Annotated in this window: 18 protein-coding genes; 14 read left to right on the top strand and 4 right to left on the bottom strand. The window is 46.5% G+C overall.

What is annotated here, in order from left to right:
• Positions 1 to 45: 45 nt before the first annotated feature.
• Positions 46 to 639 (bottom strand): hypothetical protein, encoded by a 594-nt coding sequence (locus V1L52_RS07340; RefSeq protein WP_428768349.1) that lies wholly within the window; start codon positions 637 to 639, stop codon positions 46 to 48.
• Positions 640 to 724: 85 nt separating this feature from the next.
• Between V1L52_RS07340 and V1L52_RS07335 the strand changes: the two genes are divergently transcribed.
• Entirely contained in the window at positions 725 to 1,870 is a 1,146-nt protein-coding gene (locus V1L52_RS07335) for an MGDG synthase family glycosyltransferase (RefSeq protein ID WP_428771800.1), read from the top strand.
• Here V1L52_RS07335 and msrB read toward each other — a convergent pair.
• The 3 genes from msrB to V1L52_RS07320 all read right to left on the bottom strand — a co-directional run bounded on the left by msrB (position 1,852) and on the right by V1L52_RS07320 (position 7,285).
• A complete protein-coding gene (msrB, locus tag V1L52_RS07330; protein ID WP_428768347.1) occupies positions 1,852 to 2,919 on the bottom strand; it encodes a peptide-methionine (R)-S-oxide reductase MsrB in 1,068 nt (355 codons plus the stop codon). The genes V1L52_RS07335 and msrB overlap by 19 nt on opposite strands.
• A 248-nt stretch (positions 2,920 to 3,167) precedes the next feature.
• Positions 3,168 to 5,084, bottom strand: a complete 1,917-nt coding sequence (locus V1L52_RS07325; protein WP_428768345.1) for a flavocytochrome c — start codon at positions 5,082 to 5,084, stop codon at positions 3,168 to 3,170.
• A gap of 104 nt (positions 5,085 to 5,188) precedes the next feature.
• Positions 5,189 to 7,285: an ATP-dependent helicase gene (locus V1L52_RS07320; RefSeq protein ID WP_428768344.1), complete on the bottom strand. Its 2,097-nt coding sequence runs from the start codon at positions 7,283 to 7,285 to the stop codon at positions 5,189 to 5,191.
• Between the two features lie 200 nt (positions 7,286 to 7,485).
• Between V1L52_RS07320 and V1L52_RS07315 the strand changes: the two genes are divergently transcribed.
• From V1L52_RS07315 to V1L52_RS07255, 13 genes are all read left to right on the top strand, one after another.
• Positions 7,486 to 7,683, top strand: coding sequence for a flagellar FlbD family protein (locus tag V1L52_RS07315; RefSeq protein WP_428768343.1), 198 nt, complete (start codon positions 7,486 to 7,488; stop codon positions 7,681 to 7,683).
• A 12-nt stretch (positions 7,684 to 7,695) separates the two neighbouring features.
• Positions 7,696 to 8,478, top strand: coding sequence for a motility protein A (locus V1L52_RS07310; RefSeq protein ID WP_428768342.1), 783 nt, complete (start codon positions 7,696 to 7,698; stop codon positions 8,476 to 8,478).
• 10 nt (positions 8,479 to 8,488) lie between these two features.
• Positions 8,489 to 9,205, top strand: coding sequence for a flagellar motor protein MotB (motB, locus tag V1L52_RS07305; protein WP_428768341.1), 717 nt, complete (start codon positions 8,489 to 8,491; stop codon positions 9,203 to 9,205).
• A 28-nt stretch (positions 9,206 to 9,233) separates the two neighbouring features.
• Positions 9,234 to 9,779 (top strand): flagellar basal body-associated FliL family protein, encoded by a 546-nt coding sequence (locus V1L52_RS07300; protein ID WP_428768339.1) that lies wholly within the window; start codon positions 9,234 to 9,236, stop codon positions 9,777 to 9,779.
• A gap of 21 nt (positions 9,780 to 9,800) precedes the next feature.
• Positions 9,801 to 10,835, top strand: a complete 1,035-nt coding sequence (gene fliM, locus V1L52_RS07295) for a flagellar motor switch protein FliM (protein ID WP_428768338.1) — start codon at positions 9,801 to 9,803, stop codon at positions 10,833 to 10,835.
• Positions 10,828 to 11,994, top strand: coding sequence for a flagellar motor switch protein FliN (gene fliN, locus V1L52_RS07290; protein ID WP_428768336.1), 1,167 nt, complete (start codon positions 10,828 to 10,830; stop codon positions 11,992 to 11,994). The genes fliM and fliN overlap by 8 nt, the downstream gene beginning before the upstream one ends.
• A gap of 102 nt (positions 11,995 to 12,096) precedes the next feature.
• Positions 12,097 to 12,711 carry a FliO/MopB family protein gene (locus V1L52_RS07285; RefSeq protein ID WP_428768334.1) on the top strand — a complete coding sequence of 205 codons (615 nt, stop codon included), beginning with the start codon at positions 12,097 to 12,099 and terminating at the stop codon, positions 12,709 to 12,711.
• Positions 12,704 to 13,567, top strand: a complete 864-nt coding sequence (gene fliP / locus V1L52_RS07280) for a flagellar type III secretion system pore protein FliP (RefSeq protein ID WP_428768332.1) — start codon at positions 12,704 to 12,706, stop codon at positions 13,565 to 13,567. Before V1L52_RS07285 ends, fliP begins: the two co-directional genes overlap by 8 nt.
• A gap of 12 nt (positions 13,568 to 13,579) precedes the next feature.
• On the top strand, positions 13,580 to 13,849 hold the full coding sequence (gene fliQ / locus V1L52_RS07275; RefSeq protein ID WP_428768330.1) for a flagellar biosynthesis protein FliQ: 270 nt from the start codon (positions 13,580 to 13,582) through the stop codon (positions 13,847 to 13,849).
• A 148-nt stretch (positions 13,850 to 13,997) separates the two neighbouring features.
• On the top strand, positions 13,998 to 14,786 hold the full coding sequence (fliR, locus tag V1L52_RS07270) for a flagellar biosynthetic protein FliR (RefSeq protein ID WP_428768328.1): 789 nt from the start codon (positions 13,998 to 14,000) through the stop codon (positions 14,784 to 14,786).
• A complete protein-coding gene (flhB, locus tag V1L52_RS07265; protein WP_428768326.1) occupies positions 14,783 to 15,883 on the top strand; it encodes a flagellar biosynthesis protein FlhB in 1,101 nt (366 codons plus the stop codon). The genes fliR and flhB overlap by 4 nt, the downstream gene beginning before the upstream one ends.
• 12 nt (positions 15,884 to 15,895) lie before the next feature.
• A complete protein-coding gene (flhA, locus tag V1L52_RS07260; RefSeq protein ID WP_428768324.1) occupies positions 15,896 to 17,980 on the top strand; it encodes a flagellar biosynthesis protein FlhA in 2,085 nt (694 codons plus the stop codon).
• Entirely contained in the window at positions 17,970 to 19,184 is a 1,215-nt protein-coding gene (locus tag V1L52_RS07255) for a flagellar biosynthesis protein FlhF (protein WP_428768323.1), read from the top strand. The genes flhA and V1L52_RS07255 overlap by 11 nt, the downstream gene beginning before the upstream one ends.
• The last annotated feature ends 2 nt before the right edge of the window (positions 19,185 to 19,186 follow it).

Genomic DNA, 19,186 nt, shown 5'->3' with positions numbered 1-19,186 from the left:
GCAGTTTTACCGAACCTTGTAGTTGTACCGGGCGCCGAAACTGTTTTACGGTGCTTTGTAATTATATCTTGCACCGAAACTGACATTGATTAAATCGATCCCTCCGGGAATAACCGAAATCGAAACGTCGAATTTGTCGTTTACCTGTATATTATTTTCGATTTCTCCTCCGTATAGAATAAAACGGTACTGCCAGTCTTCATCCTTTGTTCCGCGGTAAAAGGTAAGCTTATCCTTGTAACCGGGGAGCTTGTACCAGCTTTGGCGGTATAAAAAGGTGGGGCCTATGCCCGTATTCATGGAAAATCGGCCTATTTTAAACAAGCGTATGCGGAATCCCACGTGAGAAAAGCCTGCAAACTGCATTGCGCAATCGGCATACAGTCCCTGTACGGCTTTTACCGAAACGATGTCTTTCCATAGAAAATAATCGAAATTAAGCGTTACACCCGGATGAAGGACAAAAATACCTCTTGAATCGAATTTATAAGGTATAAGAGGTGCATTCGCGGCTCCCCGCGGATGCATACTTAATCCGAAAAACTTTGCTCCGGCACTGAACGTATGAGTAAAGACGGGAGTAAGGGTTATAAATACGAATACCGTAAAAGCGCATAGCTTTTTTTTCAGTTTTCTCATAACTATGAGTAATAACACGGATACAAAATAATTACAAGGGTTTAAAAAAACATATACATTGACAGGAGGTCTTCTTCCCTATAGAATGTACATTATGCGAAAATTTGTATGCCTATATCTGAATACCGGCGGGGGACACAGGTCATCCGCGAATGTTTTAAAACAGGTTATGGAGCAAAACTATCCCGATGCCCGTGTTGAACTGCTGAACGGTATTGATTCCAAAAATCATCTTGCCCGTTTTTTCTTTGAAAAATGCTATCAGCTTGCCTCAAATTATGTTCGGGGAGCCTGGTGTCTTACCTATGATTTGGGGATGTTAAAATGGATGCAGCGTTTTATAAATATGGTTATATCGCCTCATACCGCATGGTATCTAAAAAGAATGATTAAAAAATCTCAGGCAACGGATGTCGTCAGTTTTCATTTTGCGCTTACACCTTCGGCGGTTACCGCGTTACGCCGTTTAGGAGGAAACATTCCCTTTACTGTTATAGTGACCGACCCTTTTACCGTGCCGACTGCATGGTTTTATGAAAAGGATATAAAATACTTTGTTTTTTCTCAGCGTGCGAAGGATATAGCCGTTAAACAATGTTCGGTGCCTGAAAAGAATGTCATCGTAGTGCCCTTTTTGCTCAGTCCGAAGTTCTTAACTCCCCTCGTAAAAAGCGATTTACTTGCTCTACGCAAAAAACACGGTATTCCCGCCGATAAAAAGGTTGTATTATTGGCAGGCGGGGGAGAAGGCTTACCGAATGCGGTCCGTATTGTACAGCATTTTATACGCCGTAAAGTGACTTTTACTATTTTGGTTGTCTGCGGGAAAGATGCCGCCGCAAAAAAAGTCCTTGATTTGACCGCCCAGCTGTATCCTTCAATCGATTTGCGTCCGATGGGCTTTATTTCGTATATGGATGAAATGGTAAAGGTTTGCGATTGCGCAGTCATAAAGGCGGGGCCCGCAACGCTTATGGAAGTGTTGGTTTCCAAAAAGCCCGTTATTATTTCATCCTATATTCACGGACAGGAATTGGGAAACATGCAGTTTGCCGTCCGTAATAAGGTAGGCTGGTTTATCAGAAATCCGAAAGAAATTTGCGATAGGGTGTGCAGCCTGCTCGGTGATGACTCATATCTTGATTCGGTACGCGACAAGCTGGGCTCCTTACCTCTATCGACCGAGGTGAACCTTATTACGGACAAACTCTATCAGCGCAATTTTACATAGGGAAGATAATCGCCGTAGCCTTCTTTTTCCATATCCTCATAAGGAACAAATCTCAGCGATGCACCGTTGATGCAATAACGCAAGCCCCCCTTTGATTTCGGGCCGTCGGGAAAAACGTGTCCCAAGTGAGCGCCTCCCGTTTTGGATAGCACTTCGGTGCGAACCATGCCGTGGCTTGTGTCTTCTTCATAATCGAGGGCGGAGGTTGTGATAGGTTTGGTAAAACTCGGCCAGCCGCAGAGCGCATCGTATTTATCGCTCGAAGAAAAGAGGGGTTTTCCCGTTACGATATCAACATAGATACCCGGTTTATCGAATTTGTCGTACTCGCTCGTATAGGGGCGCTCGGTTGCCTTTTTTTGCGTAACCTCATATTGGACGGCCGTTAACCTGTTTTTGAGTTCGGTATCGGCAGGGACTGTGAAGCGTTCTTCGTCATACAGGGGTTTTGACGCCAAATTCAAATCGATATGACAATAACCGAAGGGATTTTTTTCCAAATAATCCTGATGATATTCTTCGGCCCGTACAAAGTGCGCAAGTTTTTCGGCTTCAACGGCAAGGGGTTTTGTATATTTTTTTTGCACAAAATCAAAAAAAGCTTTTATGCGCGGGGCATCCGCTTCATCGGTATAATAGACTCCCGTGCGGTATTGGCGGCCTACATCGTTTCCTTGCTTATTGACCGAGGCGGGATCGATAATTCTGAAAAAATGTGCGAGCAGTTCTTCCAAACTTATAACGGAAAAATCGTATACGATATGAACCGTTTCCGCATGGTCGGTGGCCGCTATTTCACGGTAACTTGTTTTATCGGTTTTGCCGTTTGCATAACCCGTTTCGGTAAAGCGCACTCCCGGAATGCGGCGAAAATATCCTTCAACACCCCAAAAGCAGCCGCCTGCAAGGTATATTTCCTTCATGTTTCCCGTCATTTTAAACTCCTCGGATGCCGCGGAATCGGTATGAGCGGGCATCTTTGTACAGCTTAACAGAGCCATTGTTAATAAAACACAAGCACTGTTTTTTATAATTTGTAATTGTTTCATATTTGAAATATAAACCGATATTGCAAAAAAGGCAAGCAAAAGCCGTCGGTTTTTTATAAGCGGGTAATAGGGAATGCCCCTATTACCCGTAATTATAAGATGCAGGCTTTAATCTTTTTAAATAAAAAAAGGTGCCCGAAACTCCGATTAAAAATCGAAGGCTTCAAGCACCTTATAAGTTTACCGAGGCTGTTTCAAAGTCCGGCTTAAACCGGACTTTTTAACAAGCCCGTAAACGTTTCGGAGCCTTATTTACCCTTGATGAAGTCGGGTAAGGTTCCGGTTGCGGCATACTGACCGGCGATGTAACCGTTTGCACAGCAGTCGGCAACGGCGTTGGAGCCCAAACGGTTGGTTCCGTGGATACCGCCGGTGATTTCACCTGCAGCAAAGAGGCCGGGAATTACGTTTCCGTAAATGTCGCGGACTTCGGTGTTCGGGGTGATGTTCAAACCGCCCATCGTGTGGTGGACGGAAGGCCACTGCGGAATTGCATAGTAGGGGCCGCTTTCTATGGTCATCATAACACCCTTGTCGACGCGCTTACCGAAATCGGGGTCGGCACCGGCTTTTACGTATTCGTTGTGTTTTTTGATGGTTGCGGCAAGATTTGCACCGGGGATGGACACTTTTTGTCCTTCGTAGGTGCGCTTGTTGATTTCTTCGGCCAATGCTTCAAGGCTGTCGGCTTTGAAAATTCTGTCCGCTTCCATACCGCCCTGCAGCTGTGCCGGGGTTACGAATCCGCCTTTTTTAACGATTTCTTCGTTCATAATACAGAAGGTGGGGAAACCGCCGGAGTTTTTAGCTGCATTGGAACATACGTCGCGGCGCTCGCCTTCGTTTACGTAGCGTTCACCCTTGTAGTCGACATAGACAACACCGGAGCTGGGGCCGGAGAAGGGGATAACCGCATATGCATCCAAAACGCCTCCGTTCGGGTTGGCGAAGGGATAGAGCTGGATGTAGGACATATGAAGAGTTGCCGCTCCGATAGCTTGAGCCTGAACAATACCTTCACCGGTTGCACCGACGTGGTTTGTGGTGGGCAATTCTTTGGTCAGCATGGGAACATAGCGGGAACGCATCGGAACGTCGCCGGCAAAGCCGCCGCTTGCAAGAATAACGGCCTTGGTAGCCTTCATGGTTTTGAAACCGTTTTTGGTTTCAACGCCGATACCTAAAACTTTTCCCGAAAGGGGATGTTCGCGGTAAATGGTTACCATTTTCGTGTTTACCATAATCGGTACGCCGGCTTTTTCGACCATTTTCTTTTGAACCTGTACGATGTCGGAACCCTGACCGCTGATGGTCGTATAGGTTCTGTAACCGTAGTGTCCGCCCGGACGGGTTAAGGTTTTGCGGACTTCCAAACCGTTGTCAAACAGCATGTCCAAGTAGAAGGGGGAACCGTAAACCATGTTCTTTACGAGAGCTTCATCGCCCATATAGTCGCCGCCTTTGAGGGTGTCGGCAATGTGCTTTTCGGCCGTATCGGGAACGAGGTTCAATTCTTTTTGAAGCGCTGCGGCTTTTTTGCTCGTATAAGCTGCATAAACACCGCCGTTGATCTGCGAGTTTCCGCCGACAAAGGGCATTTTTTCGATAAGAACAACGTCCTTTGCACCGTTTACTTTGGCGCTGTGAGCCGCGGCAAGACCTGCGAAACCGCCGCCTACGACGATAATTTCGTGGGTTTCATCCCAGCTCTTAGGCGGAGTGCTGCTGTAGTCTTTTTTTGCAGCTGCAGCGCTTGCGGAAGATGCCGTCTTGAAGTCGGCAGGATTTCCGCCGGCTTTTTTGACAGCCGCTTCAACCGCAGCCAGGATTCCCTTGCTGGTCATCGTAGCGCCGGAAACGGTATCTACCGAAAGGCTTTGCTGCTTGATGATTTCGGCGGGCACAACACTGATGGCCGCATCGGAGATGCCAGGTGTTTCGTTATGTGCTTTAACGGAAACGGCTTCGATTTTGTTTTTGGCAAGTTTTACTTCAACTACCAAACCTTCGTGCATACCGTGAACGGTTTCGGTGTAAGTACCGGCTTTCATTTCGGTTACGGCACGCGGAGCGGCTGCCACGTTTGCCGGCTTTTTTGCAAAAGACAGGGACAAAACACAGGCGGCCGCAATGAAAAGTACCAAGAGTTTTTTGGCGGTTTTCATTTTTCCTCCTCAAGAGTAAATAAAGATGTATCTATAAAAATATAGGTATTACCCCGATAGTATCATAGTTTCCGTACTTTGTCAAATAGAGAAAAAATGTAATTTTAATCCGTGCCGCCGAAGCGGTTTTTCATTTGCGCAAAGATATCGGCGGCATCTTCGTCGCTCAATTCTCCGGGCGGTTCGTGATACTCTACCAGATGGGCGGGGATTTCGTCCAAAAAGGGGGAGGGTGTACATTCGACCGTTGTCTGCATTTTACGCCGTCTGCGGCACGAAGAAATATAGAGTTTATCGCGCGCCCGTGTAATCGCAACATAAAAAAGCCGCCTTTCTTCTTCAATACCGCCTTCTCCGTCTTCAAGGCTGCGCGCGTGCGGAATAAGGCCGTCTTCGCAGCCTGCAATAAATACAACCGGAAATTCCAAACCCTTTGAGGCATGGATTGTCATTAAATTAACCTTGCCTAAAAGCGATTCTTCTTCGGCATCGTCGCGCGATAAAAGGGTAATGCGGTTAAGCCAACTGTACAGGCCCGTGTCCGCATTGTCGGGATTGTTTTCCCATGTTTCGATTGAATTGATAAGGTATTCGATGTTTAAAAGCTTGTAACGTGCGGCTTTTTCGTTTTTAGGGTACTCGCTTACGAGGTAACTCCAATAGTCCAGGTCTTCGACCAGGGTACGTACTTTTTTTGAAAGGCCGCCTCCGCCGCTTAAAAGAGCGCTTCTTTGTTTTACAATAAAATCGTAAAATTCTTCCAAAGCGCTTACTCCCTTGTCTTTTTCAGAGCTGAGCGCTTGAAAGGTGCGTATCCCTGTTTCCGTTTCTTCGTGTTCAAATACGGAAAGTTCTTTTTCAGCCTGTACCGCCGCTTCGGTACTTCCCTTCTTTATCAGGTTTTCGATTGCTTCCCATAAAGAGCAGCTCTTTTCCGCTGCGGCCGCATTCAGTTTTTCGATTGTTTTTCGTCCGATACCGCGCCTGGGCGTATTTATAATGCGCAAAAGATTTATATCGTCATAGTGATTCGAGCATACGCGAAGATAGCTTATAATGTCTTTTATTTCTTTACGCTGATAAAAGCCGGTTCCGCCGCTCATAGTATAGGGAATGTCCGCGGCTAAAAACGCTTCTTCCAAGGCGCGGCTTTGGGTGTTTGCCCGCATTAAAACGCCGAAATCTCCGTAATTGCGCTTTTCTCCTGCGCGCAGCCCCTGAATGCTTTCTGCTATAAAATCGGCTTCGGCGGCTTCGTTTTCGGGTAAATATATTTCTATCGGTTTTCCGCTTCCGTTTCCCGACCACAATTCCTTGTCCTTACGGTTCGTATTGTGCGATATAACGCCGTTTGCCGCCGCCAAAATCGTTTCCGTCGAGCGGTAGTTTTGTTCAAGCCGGATTTCTTTTACGTGGGGGAAATCTTTTTCAAACATGCGGATATTTTCGTAGTTTGCTCCGCGCCAGCTGTATATGGATTGGTCGTCGTCTCCGACCACTGCAACGTTTTTATCGGCAAGCATGCTCATAAGCTTGTACTGCTGAAAAGAGGTGTCCTGAAACTCGTCTACCATGATGTATTTATATCTTTGGCGGTAGCGCTCCAATACTTCGGGGTACTCCGTAAACAGTTTAATGGGAAGCACAATCAAGTCGTCAAAATCGACCGCATTGTACAGCTTTAAGCCTCTTTGATATTCTTCGTAGAGGGGGCGGTACATATCGTTTACGCTTTGCCATGTGTAGCGGCCCGTTTTTATATTCGAAAATAAATTGCCGATTTTATAGGCATCGAGGGCATCGGCGGTAAATCCGAGTTCGCGGCCCGTTTCTTTTATAAGCTGGGTTTTATCCGTTTCATCGTAAATCGAAAAATTTTCCCTCCAGCCCAAATTGACTATATCGTTTCGCAATATGCGCACTCCGAAGGCATGGAAGGTCGAAACGGTAAGGTTTTGCAGCTTTTTTCCCGTCTGCTCTTTTACGCGGCCGGACATTTCCTTTGCCGCCTTATTGGTAAAGGTGAGGGCGAGTATTTGACTTTGGGGAATACCCTGTTCAAGCATCCATGCGATGCGGTAGGTTATAACGCGGGTTTTACCGCTTCCGGCTCCCGCTATGATAAGCAGGGCCCCGTCAATCGTTTCAACCGCCTTTAATTGTTCACTGTTTAATTCCTTTTGTAATTCCGTTAAGCGCATTGGGCTATTGTACGCAAAAAAACAAGAGTATGCAATATTTGTTCTTAATCTTACCCCTTCGAATTCCGATAATTAATAATGAAGGTTTAAAATAAACGGGGCGGGAGGGAACCGCTTTAATTACGGAAGATTTTTTTGTAAAAATTGCAATAAAATCATTTTTGGTACTTGACTGTAACGGAGTTAGCGTAGAAAATAGTATGATAGAAGTAATGCGTTTGGATGGGAGTACATATTGGATAAATCCTCATCATATTGAATACATGGAAAATAATCCCGATTTAACGCTGGTTATGCTGTCCGGCAAACGGCTGGTAGTGCGTAATACCGGTGAAGAAATGAGGGAAAAAATTATTACATACCGCCGTCTTATCGGCGCATTTAAAAATGAATTATAACGGGAGGGCTTAATGGATATAGCAAGTATTATCGGTATTGCAGGCGGTTTTGCGTCTCTTGTATTCTCCGTCCTTTCTTCCGGAGGAGGTTTGGGCGGTATTTGGGACGCCGCTTCTCTTATATTCGTTATTATAGGTTCGTTTTTTGCAATGTTTTTGAGTTTTCCCATGAACAGGGTTTTGGGAATGTTCAAAATCATCGCGCGTATTTTTAAAATCCCCGATTTCGGAAGCAAATCTCTGGTACAAAACATGGTTGCCTTATCCGAAAAGGCAAGGCGCGAAGGTATTCTTGCCTGGGAAGAAGGTCTTGAAGATTTGGACGATGCCTTTATGAAATCGGGCTTGCGCCTTGTCGTCGACGGTACCGACGGAGCCGTTATACGAACCATTATGGAAAACGAGCTTAACCGCATAGAAAGCCGCCACATGGATTGGATTTCCATGGTTGTTCACTGGGCCGGCTTGGGTCCTTCATACGGAATGATGGGTACGGTTATCGGTCTTATAGGTATGTTGGGAAAACTCGAAGATAAAAGCTCTATCGGTCCGAACATGGCTGTCGCTCTGGTTACAACCCTGTACGGTTCATTGCTTGCAAACATGTTTTTAACGCCTATTTCCGCAAAACTTGCCTATCAAAACAGCTTGGAAATTCAAACCAAAGAGATGATTATAGAAGGAGTACTTTCAATCCAAGCCGGAGACAACCCGCGTATCTTGGCTATGAAGCTGCTCACCTATCTTGACCCGCAGACAAGACGGGCTCTTGAAGCGGATGTTCTCAAAGACTAAGGGATAGAGCATGGCAAAGGAAAAAAAAGAAGCACCCAAGGCATCGAAGGCATGGCTGGAAACATACGGCGATATGATTACGCTGATGCTGTGCTTTTTCGTTATGCTTTTTAATCCGACTGAAATAGACGAAATTCAGCTTGCCCAGCTGACCGTCGCCCTGCAGGGAGATCCTACTTCAGGCGGTATGTCCCTGTCCGCAGGACGGCTTGCCGACTTGGGAAATACGATTACTTCTTTGCCTGCTCTGGAAAAGGGTAAGGTTTTGGGTCTTGCCGTTAAAAAGGCCGTCAGTATATTTGCGCCGGAAATAAACAGCAATAAGATAAAGGTTACCGCCGATGAGCGCGGTCTTGTCGTCACCCTGGCTGCCGATTCTTTTTTCAGGGAAAACAGCGCCGAACTGCTCATCGATGAAACGCGGGAAACCTTGTTAAAATTGGCGCAGTTTTTAAATTTAAGCGATTTGAAAGACCGCAAATTCAGAATAGAGGGACATACCGATTCGATTGCCCCCGATCCGGCGTTGTGGCCGAGCAATTGGGAGCTGTCGGCGGCGCGGGCGGTAAACGTACTGCATTATCTGGTGGACTTCGGTGCCGACGAAAGGCGTTTTTCCGTTGCCGGTTACGGTAATACTCAGCCGCAGTTTGCCGAAGATATGCCTGAAGGCAGAGCCTATAACCGGCGTGTGGATATAATTATTCTGGACGAAGGTCATTTTTAATGATACTATGTAAGCGAGGTATAAGTGTATGGCTGATGACGATTTGAATTTTGAAGACAGTGACGCAGGCGGTGCTTCCTCGCCTTCGAAGGGCGGAAAACTCGGCGGTATATTGCCGACAATCTTAAAATGGGCTGCAATCGGAGTTGGAGCCATTATTCTTATCGTAACGGTTGTCGTTATTACCATGTCGATTGTCAATTCGAATGCGCCTTCTACGACGGCCGTTCCCATTTCTCAGGAATATACGCCCAAGCGCGACGTATATGAATGGTATCAATCCCTGCCGGATGTGCGCGCAAAAACGATTGATCCCATTCCCGCAAGCGTTATCGTAAACGTAGTGCTCGGGTACAAAGTTGACGATAAGGTTGCCTCAAACGAATTAACCGCGCGTAAAATAGAAATTCAGGACTATTTGCGTAAATATTTTTCGAGTAAAAAGATTATCGAATTAAAACCGCAAAACGAAGATATGCTTAAGCTCGAAATCAAAAACGATATAAACGATATATTAACCTCGTCTTCCATAAAAGATGTTCGGTTTTTAAAATTCGAAGTGGTAGAGCAGTGATTGCCGAAAAGGGTGTAAGGAATGAATGAAGTTCTGTCGCAGGATGAGATTGACCAGTTACTCATGGCCATCAGTTCGGGTGATACCGACGGTGAGGAGTTTAAACCGGTCAATGATACCCGAAAGATAAAGATATACGATTTTAAACGCCCCGATAAATTCTCTAAAGAACAGATACGTACCGTATCAATCATGCACGAAACCTTTGCACGTCTTACAACTACGGCCCTGTCCGCCCAATTGCGGAGCATGGCCCACGTTCACGTTGCATCCGTTGACCAGCTGACCTATGAAGAATTTATCCGTTCGATTCCGACCCCGACAACCCTGGCGGTTATTAATATGGACCCCCTAAAGGGAAACGCCATTTTGGAAATAGACCCCGCCATCACCTTTTCGATTATCGACCGCCTGTTCGGCGGACAGGGACACGCCGCAAAGGTACAGCGCGACTTAACCGATATAGAGCAGTCCGTAATGGAAGGAATCATCGTTCGTATTTTGGCGAATATGCGCGAAGCGTGGACCCAGGTTATCGACTTGCGTCCGCGCTTGGGACAAATCGAAACAAACCCGCAGTTTGCGCAAATCGTTCCGCCTTCGGAAATGGTTGTTTTGGTTACCCTCGAAACGAAAATCGGTGAAGAAGAAGGAATGATGAACTTTTGTATTCCCTATATTACGATTGAGCCGATTATTTCCAAACTGTCTTCACAGTTTTGGTTTTCGTCAGTGCGCAGGAGTTCCACTACCCAGTATTTGGGCGTCTTAAAAGAAAAACTGTCTTCGGTGGATATGGACGTGGTTGCCGAAATCGGCTCCATAGATTTGCCTATCCGGGATGTTTTGACTTTAAAAGTCGGCGATATTGTCCGATTATCAAATATACGGGTAGGCGATCCGCTTACCCTTAATGTCGGGAACAAAAAAAAGTTTTATTGTCAACCCGGTGTTATCGGTAAAAAAATGGCCGTTCAGGTTATCGGAAAGATAGATCAGGCTGAAGCCGAAGAATTTGAAGAATTATCAGTGGAAGGAGATGAAGCGTATGAGTGACGGCGCCATTTCTCAAGATGAGATAGATGCTCTGTTATCGGGAGTGGATTTGGGAGGCGGAGGCTCTTCTTCAGGCGGCGGTTTTTCTTCCGCGCCGGTTGATACCGGTGTCTTAGCCGGCTTTGTTTCGGAAACCGTGGAAACTTTTTCCGGTTCTTTAAAGACGATGACGGGTGCGGATGCCAAAGTTGAACCTCCTTCGATTGAAATTTTAACGCGTGATGATGTCTTAAAAAAATTACCCGAAATGGTTGTCGCCGTTATGACGGATTTTACCGCCGGCTTAACGGGAGACCACCTGTTTTTGATGGACCCCGAACTTGCAAAAAAAATTACTTCGCTTGTAAACAAGGAAGATGCTCCGGAACTGGATGAAATGGCCTTATCTGTGGTCTCCGAAGCCGTATCACAGCAAGTGGGAACCGAAATTACCCATTTGGGACGTACCGGAAAATTACCCGGTTTGGCATCCCGGCCGGCCGAATCCTTACATGTTCCGAAGGCTATGGTGCGCTTTCCTCAAGACAGTTTTCCGGTTGTTTCTTATGATTTGACTTTGGACGGTAACTCATATACAATATGGGAAGCTTTTTCTACGGAAGCCGCCGTATCTATTACTTCAGCCTTAAGTCCGGATGCTTCCCCTGCCGCAGGATCTTCGGGTATGCTTTCACCTTCGGAACTGGCGGGGCTTGGTTCCATAAATCCTGCAATGGGCGCTCCTATGGGCGGTTCGCCGATGGGGATGGGCGCGGCTCCGATGGGAGAGCCTATGGCTATGGGCGGTATGGGTATGGGTGCAATGGGAATGGGCGGTATGGCTATGCCCGGTATGAATATACCGAATGTACAGTCGGTGCAATATCCTTCTTTGCAGCAAACGGTAAGTGCAATGGAGCAGGGCAATATCGGTCTTATCATGGACGTATACATGGAAATGACCGTAGAGCTCGGACGTACCAAAAAGCAGATAAAAGAAATCCTCGGTATGGGTGAGGGTACGATTATAGAGCTTGATAAGCTCGCCGGTGAGCCGGTGGACATTCTTGTAAACCATAAACCCATTGCCAAGGGCGAAGTCGTGGTTATCGATGAAAACTTCGGTGTCCGTGTTACCGAAATTCTTTCACCGATTGAAAGGGTGAGCGATTTGCGCTAAAATATTGACGGACCGGCGATTCGGGGAATTCTGCCGGTTTTTACGGGTGGGGGGACAGCTACGAATATCTCTATAAAAACCGGTACATTTTTTCTCTTTACGGTGACCGCGCTTTTTCTTTGTGCGCCTTCTTTTTTGTATTCACAAGGTGAGCCCGCTCAACGAGCGCGCGCTCAGGGAGCGTCTTTTACTTCGGAAGCGGAAAAAAGCTTTATTATAGGCTCCGACAGCTCCGATACCCTTTCCGATTTGTCCGGTGTGCCTAATGCGAAAACCGGTTCGGGCACAGGATCGGATGACGGGACGGCTTCAAGTACCCTGTGGCTTTTTATCCGTATGATTTTGGTTTTAGCCCTTGTAATTGCCTTGATTTACGCCCTTGTGTTCTTTTTGAAAAAAGGCTTGTATCCGAAAACGCCCGATAATCCTTTTTTAAAAAAAGCCGTATCCCTTTCTCTCGGACCCGGTAAGTCCGTACATGCGCTCACCATGCCCGGTGCGGCCTGGCTTGTGGGCGTTTCGGAGGCGGGAGTAAATCTCATTGCCGAAATTAAGGACAAGGAGCTTATCGACGCTTTGATTTTGGAAGCCGAAAAAGCGCCTGCCGAAAAGCCCAAAGATTTTGCCCAAATTTTTGCCGCATTCAGCAGTACGGCAAGTCAAACCGAAGCCCTTTTAAAAAAACAGCGCAGCCGTTTTGGAGGCAAAAGTGAGTAAAAAGTACAAAGCAGCCCTTGTACTCTGCATTCTTTTTGTAAGCTTCTTTTTCGCAGCTGCCCTTGAAGCTCAAAGTGCCCCGGCGGGCGGCTCTTCGGCGCAAAGAACCGAAACTTTTCCGCAGGGAAGTACGCGCGGTACCGCTCAAATGGACGGAAGGGTAACACCCGTGCAGATTCCGACAATCGATGTGCAGATACGGCGCGCACAAACGGGAAACGAAATTTCGTTTTATGTGCAGCTTTTGCTTTTATTGACGATTTTAACCCTTGCGCCGAGTATCCTTCTTTTGGTTACCTGTTTTTTGCGTTTTTCGATTGTGCTTGATTTTATAAAGCGCGCCCTTTCTTTACAGCAGGTTCCGCCGGCTTCGGTGTTAAACGGTATCGCCCTTTTTTTAACCCTCTTTGTTATGTGGCCCACCTTTACGGGTATTTACAACAACGCTTTTAAGCCGCTGTCCGAGGGGGAGATTCCCATAGAACGCGCTTTAAGCGAAGCCGAGGTTCCGCTTCGGATTTTTATGTACAAGCAGATGGCAAACAATACCGACTATATTTCGCTTTTTATGTCTTTGGGAAAACTCGACAAGCCTGAAACCCTCGCCGATGTTCCCACCTACGCCCTGATTCCGGCCTTTGTTTTGCACGAATTGACGGTTGCCTTCCGCATAGGTATTTTACTTTATATTCCGTTTATCGTTATCGATATGGTGGTTGCCAGTATCCTCATGTCCATGGGTATGATAATGCTTCCGCCCGTACAGATTTCGATGCCCTTTAAATTGATTTTGTTTATTTTGGTTGACGGCTGGGGGCTTTTAACCCGGCAATTATTCAGTTCGATTATACCCTGACGGAGGATGTAAATGTCTATAGGTATGCTGGTAACCCTGCTTCGTGACGGTGTTTTTCAGATTTTATTGATGGCTGCCCCCGTTTTGGGCTCTGCACTGATTGTCGGCTTGATTGTAGCCGTTTTTCAGGCAACCACGTCCATTCAGGAGCAAACGCTTACCTTTGTGCCGAAGCTCGTAACCATTTTGATTGTCCTTGCCCTGCTCGGCGGCTGGATGTTTACCTCCATGCGCCAGTATACAATCAATATTTTTTCGGCGATAGGGCGGATAACGCGGTAACACCGTGCGCTGAAAGCGGCGGTAGTGCCGGCGTTAAAGCGGCGCTGATACCGGGTGCTCAAACCGGGCTTCTGTACCGAGCGCCGGAAGCGGTGCGGGCAGCGAGTATCGGAAGTCCTTTATCGGTGTTTCGGGAGGAAACTGAAAGATGTTAAATGAAATAGTTGCACGCGCTCCGCTTTTTTTGCTTGTTGCAGCCCGCTGTGCAGCCCTTTTTTTAACGCTCCCGCTTTTGGCTTCCGCGGCTGTTCCCCGTGCCGCCCGCGTTGCCCTTGCAGGTTATGCCTCTTTTTTGGTGCTCCCCTTTGCCTATGCCGCAGGCTGGAACGTAGAACCCTACAGTTTGGAATATCTGTTTATTTTAATCGGCGAAGCTATGCTCGGCATTATAAGCGGCTTTTATATTTCAATGCTCTTTGCCGCCTTCAGTTCCGCAGGACAATTTTTTACCTATCAAATGGGCTTCGGCGCATCGGAAGTATACGATGCTTTGGCGCAAATAGAAAATCCCCTAATGGGCCAGTATTTAAACCTTATCGCCCTCGTGCTTTTTTTGCAAACGGGCGGCTTTCAAAAACTTTTTTTAACGGGGATTTTAAACAGCTTTGAAAGCTTAAACTCTTTTACCCTGCTTGCACACCGTCAGGATTTTTTGAACTTTTTATTGCGCGGTCTTTCCAAACTGTTTTTTGACGCGATGGTGATTGCCCTTCCCATGGTCGGCACCCTTTTTTTAGTTGCCGTTTCCATGGGTATTTTATCAAAGGCCGCCCCGCAGATGAACCTCTTGTCCGAAGGTCTTCCCATTACGATTTTAACAGCCTTTTTTTTATTGACGGTTTTACTGCCTTATATGGCCGATTTTTTTATACGTTTATTCGATGCCGGATTTTTAAATCTTGAGCGCTTGTTTGCAAACACGGGACAAAGTATATGAGTACCGATTTGTACCGCATAGACTTACAGTGGTTTGCCGCCGAAGATGAAGGCAGAACCGAACAGCCTTCCGAGTATAAGCTGCGTAAAGCCCGTGAAGAAGGACGTGTTGCAAAAAGCCAGGAATTAAACGGCGCCCTTGTGATGCTTTTGCCCGTTTTAACGATGATTTTTCTTGCGCCGCGGCTTTTCAGGCAAAGCGTCGAAATCATCCGTTTTTATTTTGAGCGCTGTACCGAAGCCGACCTTAACGGATTGCTTGTGCGCGCTTTTTTTCATTATTTTATTAAAATGGTAACACCCATTGCTTTGACGGCCCTTGCGGCAGGTATTGCAGCCAATATTATTCAAAACAGGGGCTTTATTTTTTCGCTTAAACCCATAGAACCGAAATTTTCAAAAATAGTGCCGCGTTTAGGCAATTATTTTCGCAAAACCCTCTTTTCTTTTGAAGGCGCTTTTAACGTATTCAAATCGCTTTTAAAGGTTGCGGTTATCTTTTTTGCCGCCTATATAACAATCAAAGACGATTTACCGAATCTGCTTTCTTTATTGAATATCAATTTATGGAAGGGTATTACCCATATAGCCTTTATGGCCGCAAAAATTCTCGTTACGGCAGCCGTTATTTTTCTTGCGATTGCGGTTCCCGACTATCTTGTACAGCGCCGTCAGTTTATCGAATCGATGAAAATGACCAAACAGGAAGTAAAAGAAGAATTCAAAACAATGGAAGGAGACCCTTTGGTAAAAAGCAGGCTGCGTCAATTTATGAGGGAACTGATGCAGGCGAATATCCGCGACAATGTGGCAAAGGCCGATGTGGTTATTACAAACCCGACCCACTTTGCGGTTGCGGTTTTGTACGATAAAGAAGTTATGCAAGGACCGATGGTAACGGCCAAGGGGCAGGATCTTCTTGCTCAGCGCATTAAAGAAATTGCAAAGGAAAACGATGTTCCCATGGTTGAAAACCGTCCGCTTGCCCGCGCCCTCTATGCAGAAGCTGAAGTCGGCGATATAATACCGGAATCTTATTATACCGTCCTTGCAACAATACTCGGAAAAGTGTATGCTATAAAGGGGAAAAAAATATAACGGGTGGGAACTATGGCGGACAATGGTAATTCTATAAAAAAATCTTCCGATATAGCATTGGCGGTCGCCGTCATCGCCGTTGTCTTTATGCTTATTATACCGCTTCCGACCGTATTGCTCGATACACTGATGGCGGTAAATCTTTTGCTTGCCTTGCTTATTTTGCTCATCGTTATGTATACGCCGCGTGCAATAGACTTTTCGTTTTTTCCGACCATGCTCCTTATTTCCACCGTATACAGTCTTGCGCTCAATGTATCGTCTACCCGCCTTATATTGACCCAGGGAGCGAAATTTAAAGGACAGCTGATCACCGCCTTCGGAAGCTTTGTTGTCGGAAGCTCCGGTACGGAGGGCCTCGTTATAGGTTTGGTTATCTTTATCGTATTGATAGCCGTTCAGGCCTTTGTCATCACCAAGGGAGCAACCCGTATTGCCGAAGTTGCCGCGCGCTTTACCCTCGATGCCATGCCGATGAAACAGGCCGCCGTCGAATCAGAATACAATCAGGGGGCAATCACCGAAGAAGAAGCGCGCTTTAAAAAGCTTGAAATACAGCGTGAGGCGGGCTTTTACGGCTCTATGGACGGTGCTACCAAGTTCGTATCGGGAAACGTAAAGGTCGGTATTTTTATAACGGCTATAAACCTCATCGTCGGTATTATTTTCGGTATGTCTTTGCATAAGGAACCGTTCAGTTTGGCCATACAAACCTATGCAAAATTTACCATCGGTGACGGTTTGCTTTCCCAGATTCCTTCGTTGTTTATCTCGGTTGCAACGGGTATTATCGTTACCCGATCCGCCTCCGACGGTAAGTCTTCGATGGGTGAGGATTTACAAAAGCAGTTTTCGCAAAACGCATGGATTTATTACGTTGCCGGCGTTACGATGGGTCTTATAGGCTTTTTACCCGGCTTTCCCTGGTACGTACTTATTCCGATGGGAGCAATCCTCTTTTATATCGGCCGCAAATTAAAACTGCAGCAGGAAAAATCATTTGCAGCAAAACTTGCAAAAGAAACCGAACGCCGCCAAACGCAGGGCGGTTCTACGGCGGATATAAGTCCCGTAGTCCCCCTGGACCCCCTGTCCCTGGAATTGGGCTTTGCTCTTATTCCTCTGGTTGATAAAGAAAAGGGAGCCGAGCTTTTGGAGCGCATTACGCGTATCAGGCGGGAATCGGCTCTGGATATGGGGCTTGTGGTTCCGCCTATCCGCATTATAGACAATATGCAGCTTGGGCCCAATGAATACTGTTTTAAAATCAAGGGTGCAACCGTGGGTTCCAGCGTTATCCGTATGGGCTGGTACATGTGTATGAACACGGGCTCGGTAACCGAAGAAGTTACCGGAGAACCGACTTCGGATCCCGCCTTCGGTCTTCCGGCTGTCTGGGTGTCCGAAGCCGAGCGCGAACGTGCCGAACGTGCAGGTTATGCCGTGGTTGACCCGCCGACGATAATAGCGACCCATTTAACCGAATTAATCAAAGCTCATGCGGCCGAAATTTTAGGCCGGCAGGAAGTACAGTCCATCGTCGATACGCTTAAAAAAGAATTTCCGGCGGTTGTCGAAGAAGTTACGAAAATATTCAATACGGGGGCAATTCAAAAAGTGCTTCAAGGCTTGCTTCGGGAACAGGTTTCAATCCGCAATATGGTGGTTATTTTCGAAACCCTTGCCGACTTCGGTCCGGTAACGACACAAACCGATGTATTGGTTGAAAAGGTACGTCAAGCTTTGGGACGTCAAATCTGTTTACAGTATTCCGATGAAAACCGCGTAATGCACGTACTCACCGTCGAACCCGGTTTTTTGCAAAAACTGGCCGCAAGCCGTGTAAATACGGTCAACGGTCCCATAGCAGCTTTGGAACCCGCCGATCAGCATAATTGGATAGCCGCGGTAAGTGCAGCCGTCGCCGCCGCTCAAGGTAAGGGGTTTATGCCGGTTATTTTGTGTCCTGAAGAAACCCGTATTTTAATAAAGGCAAGTACGGAGCGCGAAATGCCGAATATCGTCGTGCTTTCGGTTCCGGAAATCGTAAACGATATAAAACTTGAAAATTTGGGAGAAATAAAGGTTGGCGCTTAATATACCCGAATTGCCGCCCATGGTTATGCGAGGCGATTCGCTTGAAGACTGTATAAAAAAACTCCGCAGCATTTACGGCAGCGATTTCCGTATTATCCGACGGGAAGAAAAAGCGCCGGACGGTTTTTTCGGCCTTTTTAAGAAAAAGCACTATGAAGTAACCTATGCTCTTTTGCAGCCCGAACCGCGGAAAAATCCCCTTGTGCCTGCGGCTTTTGATTTTGAAAAAGAAAAACGCAAATTTCTTGAAGCAAACGGGGGCGGCAATCCTCAGATGAAACTCATCTTGGATGAATTGCACGAGCTGAACCGCAGTTTGGATGAAAAAACATCGGCCCTCTGTCCGGAAGAGCCGGCAGCTATTGTGCGCATACGCGAATTACTGCGTAAAAACGAGTTTACCCCCTCTTATATACAAAAGATTGTCGATAAAATCCGCAAAGATTGTTCCCTTGAAGAATTGGATGATTTTAACTTTGTGCAAAAAGCCGTTGTCGATTGGATAGGTGAGACGATTCGTACGGTTAAAACCGAATATCTGTCTTACCCTCAGGTTATTGTATTGGTCGGACCGACGGGGGTGGGAAAAACAACCTCGGTTGCAAAGCTTGCGGCCAAATATGCGGCTTTGACGGCAAAGGGTTCCGCCGGAGGAAAGCGGGTACGCATTATTACGATAGATACCTATCGTATAGGCGCAAAACAGCAGTTGGAAACTTACGGCGAATTGATGGACATTCCCGTGTCGCTGGCCGAATCCGCCGACGATATGCAAAAGCTTTTAACCATGTATTCCAAGGATGTGGATATTATTTTGGTCGATACGACCGGACGCAGCCCTAAAGACTATGAGGGATTGGCAAAGATGCGTAATATATTGGACTTAAAAAAACTGCCGACGCGCGTATTTTTAACCGTTTCCGCCTCTACTAAAGCAAGCGATTTGCGTACCGTTATGCAGCAATATGAAATCTTCGGCTATGAATCCCTTATTGTAACAAAAATGGATGAAACCGACTGTTTGGGCAGTATTATCAGCATTATGGACGAAAAAAACAAGGCTGCGGCCTATTTCACCGACGGTCAGCGTGTTCCCAGTGATATTGTAAAAGCAACTCAAGTAAGAATGCTTATTCAATTAGCCGATTTTAAAATAGACAGAGAACATATTGACAGAAAATTTTCTCCGGAAGGAGCGGAATGAAG

The sequence above is a fragment of the Treponema sp. HNW genome, assembly GCF_050320395.1.
Classification (GTDB): domain Bacteria; phylum Spirochaetota; class Spirochaetia; order Treponematales; family Treponemataceae; genus Treponema_C.
This window is presented reverse-complemented; position numbering and strand designations above follow the sequence as displayed.